Origin of the sequence: Planktothrix sp. FACHB-1355 (assembly GCF_014748295.1) — a bacterium.
Taxonomy (GTDB): Bacteria; Cyanobacteriota; Cyanobacteriia; order Cyanobacteriales; family Aerosakkonemataceae; genus Aerosakkonema; species Aerosakkonema funiforme_A.
Window position 1 is genome coordinate 1 of record NZ_JACJUP010000380.1, and the last position, 5446, is coordinate 5446.

The window sequence follows — 5446 nt, forward strand, 5'->3', positions numbered from 1 at the left end:
AATTAGCAGCACCAGATTTGTCCGTTACTACAGCGGCAGCCCCTGCTTGTAGGTACAGCTTCGGTTCGGCGATCGCATCGCTACCCCCGACTATTACTGGCTTCGTGCCACTGGCTAGATGACGAATCACCATTAACGCGATCGTGCGGTTTTGCGTAAAGTTATTCGTTACACCCCAAGCGTCAAAGGATTCTGGGTCAAGCGAGGATATTCTTGTTCCTGAATACCTTTTGGAGAGGGGTATGCCTCTCCAAGTCACCTCTCCGTATTCTTCTTCGTAGTCATCTGCTCTCAGGTCAACCAATTGGGCATCGAAGCCGCCCGCTCGCAGGTTAGCCAGCAAAATCTGTTTGCTGCTAAGAACTATCTTTTTGCCGGATGGATTCCAATTTTTTCCCTCTGGGTCAATCAGCTTCAGCACTGGTAATTCTACCAATCCAATTCTGGGAGCCTTTTCGGTTGCCATTGACATCAAATTCTGCATTTTGTCAATCCTCTACACCTATATATATGGTTAAAGTAGAGATCTGCGCTACAGTGTGTTTTTTGGTTGAGGTTTTCCTTACTTGCTCTCAAGAGAGACCAAATTCTTGACCCAAAACCCGTCTCCTGCGCGTTTGAGGCGAAATTGCCAATCGGCAACTTCCTCATAACTCATATACTGAGTATCGGCACAAGCCATTCCCATCGTTCCAAATATGGTCGGATCTTCAAACCGTAAAAGACCCGAATTACGAATGTTTTGCCCTTGAGGAGTTCCGGGTATGGGAGCTATCGAACTGGTTAATATCCAAAAACTGAGTGCCGGATTAATTGTTTTGAGTTCTTGGCAAAGTTCCGTAAGCGCTTCCTCAAGGCGCAGCATAGTTTCATTACTGTCGTCTGGCAGCCCCAGCACCAATCCGTAAACAATTTTCGGTACGCCTGCACGCACGATCGCTCGCATCATCTCGCGGTGCTGTTGCCAGGGTAACAGTTTGGCATAACCTTCCCGGCCAAAAACTGGACGTTCTGCTGGAATGAAGGCATAATAGCAGCCTGCTTTGCCATCCCATCCCCAGAGGGCTTCTACCAATTCGCGATCGGGAATCAAATCTTCGCTGGTGCGTTCGTAACCGCGTCCAAGGGTGGCTTTCTTCAATTCCAAACCGTTACCCCAGATGATTGGGAGTTCCATTTCTCGGACTCCTTTCATGATGTCGAGTACTTCTTGCCTTCCCTCTTTAAACAGTACGCGCCCCAGGAATTGATCCGAGTGACAGATCACCGATTTCGCACCTGCCTCTTTCTGAAGCTCGAACCATTTCAGCGCTCTGGAAGGCGACATTCTTCTGTAGCCTGTGCCGTAGGTTGGGGTTTGGCAAAAGTCACATTTGCGATCGCATCCCAAATCGGGAAATACCGAACCTATTGGCAATAACCAACTGTCTTCCTGCGACCAGAATTCCAGCCCAAAGCACTGCTTAACTACCTCCAATGACGGTAGGGGCCAATCTTCCGGGCTCATCGGTGGCAATCGCAGAGGATAGCGGGTGCCATCTGATAAAATTACCCCAGACAGAGGTTCCCGCATCGGTTGTTTCAGTACGTAGTCAAAAATTGGCCAGTTTGCTGCACCGGATTTGTCTATTACTACGGCAGTTGCACCTGCTTCCAGATAAACTTGAGGTTCGGCGATCGGATCGGAACCTCCCACTACTACTGGCTTGCCACCGCGAACTAAATGGCGGATCGTTTTGAAGGCTAGTTCGCGGTACTGCATATAGTTATTGGTGATCCCCCAAGCGTCGTAGGCTTGCGGATCTAGCGAAGTAATGTTGGTACCCAGATACCTTTTAGACAGATTAATGCCTTTCCAAGTTACGCTCCCATATTCTTCTTCATAATCGCCTGCTCGAAGATTCACCAGTTGAGCATCGAACCCGCCTGCTTGCAAGTGAGCCAGCAAAACTTGCTTGGAAAGCAGAGGTTCGTATTGTTCGCTGAGATTTCTGTTTATGCCATTGGGGTCTACCAGCTTCAGTACCGGTAATTCCACCAATCCGATGCGAGGAGCTTTCTTTTTCGTTGCTAAAGAGATTACGCTTTGCATATTATGTTAATCTTGTGTTTTGGTTTTGCAGTTTTATGCCATTACCTCAACGAGCGTTTCTCGATCGAATCTTTCGAGATGCCATTCAGTTATTTCTTCTCCGGGTACAAGAATGGCAATTCCTGGCGGAATTTTCTTTAAGCTGCTACAGCTAACCATTCCTTTTGCTTCTCCCAATTTAATTTTTTTTTTTTCGGCAAAAAAAGCCTCCCTTGGGAGAACGCGCATGATAGGTTGGCGGGTAAAAGATTTTTCATCTTTTACATTTCTTTGTTCTCGTTGCTGTAAAATTATTAAATATATTTCTTCTAAAACCCTTGCTACGTAAAAGAAGTCTTTTTCCCTATGCTGGAAGGAAAAAATTAACAAAACTCCCCGTTCGTTAGAGTATTCGCTATCAACACCGCGTTCGACTAGCAGTTCTGCTATTTCATCTCCAGTGGCATAGTCGCTGCATAGAAATATTTTCAAAGGATCGCAAACATTGGCATCATAAGTTAAAACATTGCTAAAGCTATTGAGTAAATTCCTCAATTGATTGCATTGGACCGACGCATTAACAAACAGCGACTTTCCTCGTAAATCAAACGCTGATTGAATAGCGTCTTCAATACTTAATATCAGCAGATTACTGCGCGTAGTATTTTCAAACAATGCTAAACCTGCCATCACTTGTTCCTGGGTAATCCTTGAATTCTTAGGTATATGCAGCAAAGCTGTTTGTACTAAGCTTCCTACATATTTATGGAGACTGTGAATGACAATATCTCCACCTTCTTCAATCGCTGATTTTAAATTCTCTTCCATGAAAGGAAAATGACTGCCATGAGCTTCGTCGATAATCAAGTCTATGTTTCTATCTCGGCAGTACCGTGCGATAGATTGTATGTCTGCTAGCGTACCCTCATAACTTGGATGAGTTAAGAAAACGGCATCAACTTCCTGACCCTCTGTTTCCAGTGCAGAAATTACTTCTTCAGCAGTTGGCATCAGTAACTTTGATGGAATAAAAAATAGCTCCAAGCCAGTAAGCACAATTCCATGAATCACAGCGATGTGGCTATTCAATCCAATGGCAATTTTCCGATGCTTCATCCCCAGTAATGCAATCGCAGCCAAAACTCCTTGGGTCGCGCCCCCAGTTAAAAAGAAAGTGTGTTTGGTATTGTACAACTCAGAAAAATACTTTTCGACCTCAATAAGTTTGCTGCGGGTGACGAAGGGTACATCATACTCATAGATGCGATCCGTGAGATATTTAAATTGTCCAGATACTCCCTGATGGGCTGGTGTATACAACCGCACTTTAATGTCGGAAGCATGAGATTCTACAATGTTATAGGCAGAGGGTTTAGTATTCATAGAAGTTGCTGTTATCTAAAAAGAGTGGTTTGATAGGAGCTAAAGGGCGTGTGGTTGTTTCGGGAACGATTCCATGACGCAAAGCAAGCAACAACCCTGCTGCTTCTGTATAGCTGTTCGCGTAATAGATTTTTCTTTCCTTCTCGTTAATTTGGAGCAGGGCTGGTGTAATTTTACATTGAGTAGGATTACCGCGAACTAGAATTACCGGAATGTTTTGATCTAAACTAGCTAAAAACGGAATGTTACCAACTGTTGTTTCTGGCATAACAACTGCGGATATGTTTTCCACAGAAATCCTTTGGCTTCCTTCTGGCAAAGGAGTATCTATTCTCACCGGACGCGGCGAATTAATTAATCCTTTTAAGGGCGAACAAACATAGGCACTAGAAATCAATTCTGCTCCATCGCGAACATCTCCGAGCGTGCCAAACATACTATGCTTCCATTCCATTAACAATGGGGCATGAGCGGCGGTAAAAGGATAAAAATTGGTCGTCATATGGGTCAGAATTGCTTCTGCGCCTCCCCAAGGATTGGGAATTGCATCTCCTCGATAATATTGCTGTCTGATTGCATCATCAACTGACAGGGTGGTGACAACGCCCACTGCGCTAGTTTCGGTTGTCTCAATAATATCCAGCGCCCGCATCAGTTCATCAATACCGCTAAATTTGCCAGAGGCATGACCGTAGGAAGAATAAGTACATTCCGTTTCTATTCTTCCGCCACTAATAATTACTGGATCGATATTAATTCCTCCCACCGATCGCAAAGCGTTCAAAGCATTTAGTACGTTGTTGATGATGAGTTCATTTTCATGCTTTTCTATAATTACGCCTATATTTTTACGTTTTTCTGGCAACAGCCCAATATGTCCTAACAACAAGTGACAGATTAAGTTACCTTCCAGGTAGAGAACATTATCATTTGCATAGTAAAGGTCAGAAGCAGTAACTGCATTCGGGTTGGTAATTAAGTAGTCGCAGGCTGTAGATAACAGATTAGTACTAGGAGTTGCATCTCCTGCAAATCCGCCAATTTCAGCCCGGACTCCTGTGGGAATAATACTGACAGCAACAAAAGGTTTTGGAGAAGAAGCTTGACGAATGTTTATATCCAACAAAGAAGGCCAGACGGGGGGCTTTTTTGTTTGAATAAAGCTACATTCAAACGTTAATTCATCCTCTTGAACAGAAGTTAAAACAATTCTTATAGGTATGCCCGGTAATGACATATCTTCAATTTGACGAGCAATTTGACACCATGTACGCCGATCCGAAGGGCATTTTACTTGAAAATCTTTTGTAAAGACTATTGACACAAATTTCCTCCCGTGGTATTAACTATAGTCTTCATATTTGGGTTAAAATGCTTGGTTTTTGGCATTGTATACGGAAGATACCCGTTTTTACAATTATTTTGATAATTTATTTACTGAAGTTAAGACTCTTTGTCTCCATAGGAATTTCCGTGTCAAAAAAAACAGGTTGCTTATTCTCAAGAAGACCTGGTTTACTGAAAATATGAATTTGCCCTCATCATACCAAACCCACTTCAAACCCACATTCCGCACCCTCAACTGTCACACATCAACAAAAAGGTGATGAAATAGTACAGATGAACTAAGATGGAGGCAAAGTAAAGAGGCTTAATGATAATAAGTAGCATTAAGCCAAAGAAGTGAGTAGACAAAGAAAGTTTTGGGTTCGAGACAAAAAAATAGGGAAGAATACAAAGAAAAAGTTAAAAAAAATTAATTTATTACCACAAAAGAAGTGGGAAAATAGCCACAGCAGTTGTCGAGCATTCGGTTGTAAAAACAAAAATCCAAAGAAAAAACAAAAGCTTCTTTTCTTGTTTGAAAAGAGGCTCTTGCTATCATATTTACCCTGGCACCGAGCTATTTTCCCAGGCAGTGACCCACCAAGTATCTTCGCCGCAGCAGCGTTTCACCTCCGAGTTCGGGATGGAGTCGGTGTGGTTCCACCG

At 43.4% G+C, this 5446-nt stretch carries 3 protein-coding genes, 1 rRNA gene and 1 pseudogene; all 5 read right to left on the reverse strand.

From position 1 onward, the window contains the following. Positions 1 to 484 (reverse strand): annotated as a pseudogene (locus H6S82_RS16325) (radical SAM protein); the annotation flags it as partial. Positions 485 to 562: 78 nt separating this feature from the next. Next, the gene (locus H6S82_RS16330) at positions 563 to 2092 is read right to left on the reverse strand and encodes a radical SAM protein (RefSeq protein WP_190474027.1); all 1530 of its coding nucleotides are present in this window, start codon (positions 2090 to 2092) and stop codon (positions 563 to 565) included. 33 nt (positions 2093 to 2125) lie between these two features. Further along, on the reverse strand, positions 2126 to 3454 hold the full coding sequence (locus H6S82_RS16335; RefSeq protein WP_190474029.1) for an aminotransferase class I/II-fold pyridoxal phosphate-dependent enzyme: 1329 nt from the start codon (positions 3452 to 3454) through the stop codon (positions 2126 to 2128). After that, on the reverse strand, positions 3444 to 4778 hold the full coding sequence (locus H6S82_RS16340) for a DUF3326 domain-containing protein (protein ID WP_190474030.1): 1335 nt from the start codon (positions 4776 to 4778) through the stop codon (positions 3444 to 3446). Before H6S82_RS16340 ends, H6S82_RS16335 begins: the two co-directional genes overlap by 11 nt. 566 nt (positions 4779 to 5344) lie before the next feature. Continuing rightward, positions 5345 to 5446, reverse strand: a 5S ribosomal RNA gene (gene rrf, locus H6S82_RS16345); the annotation flags it as partial.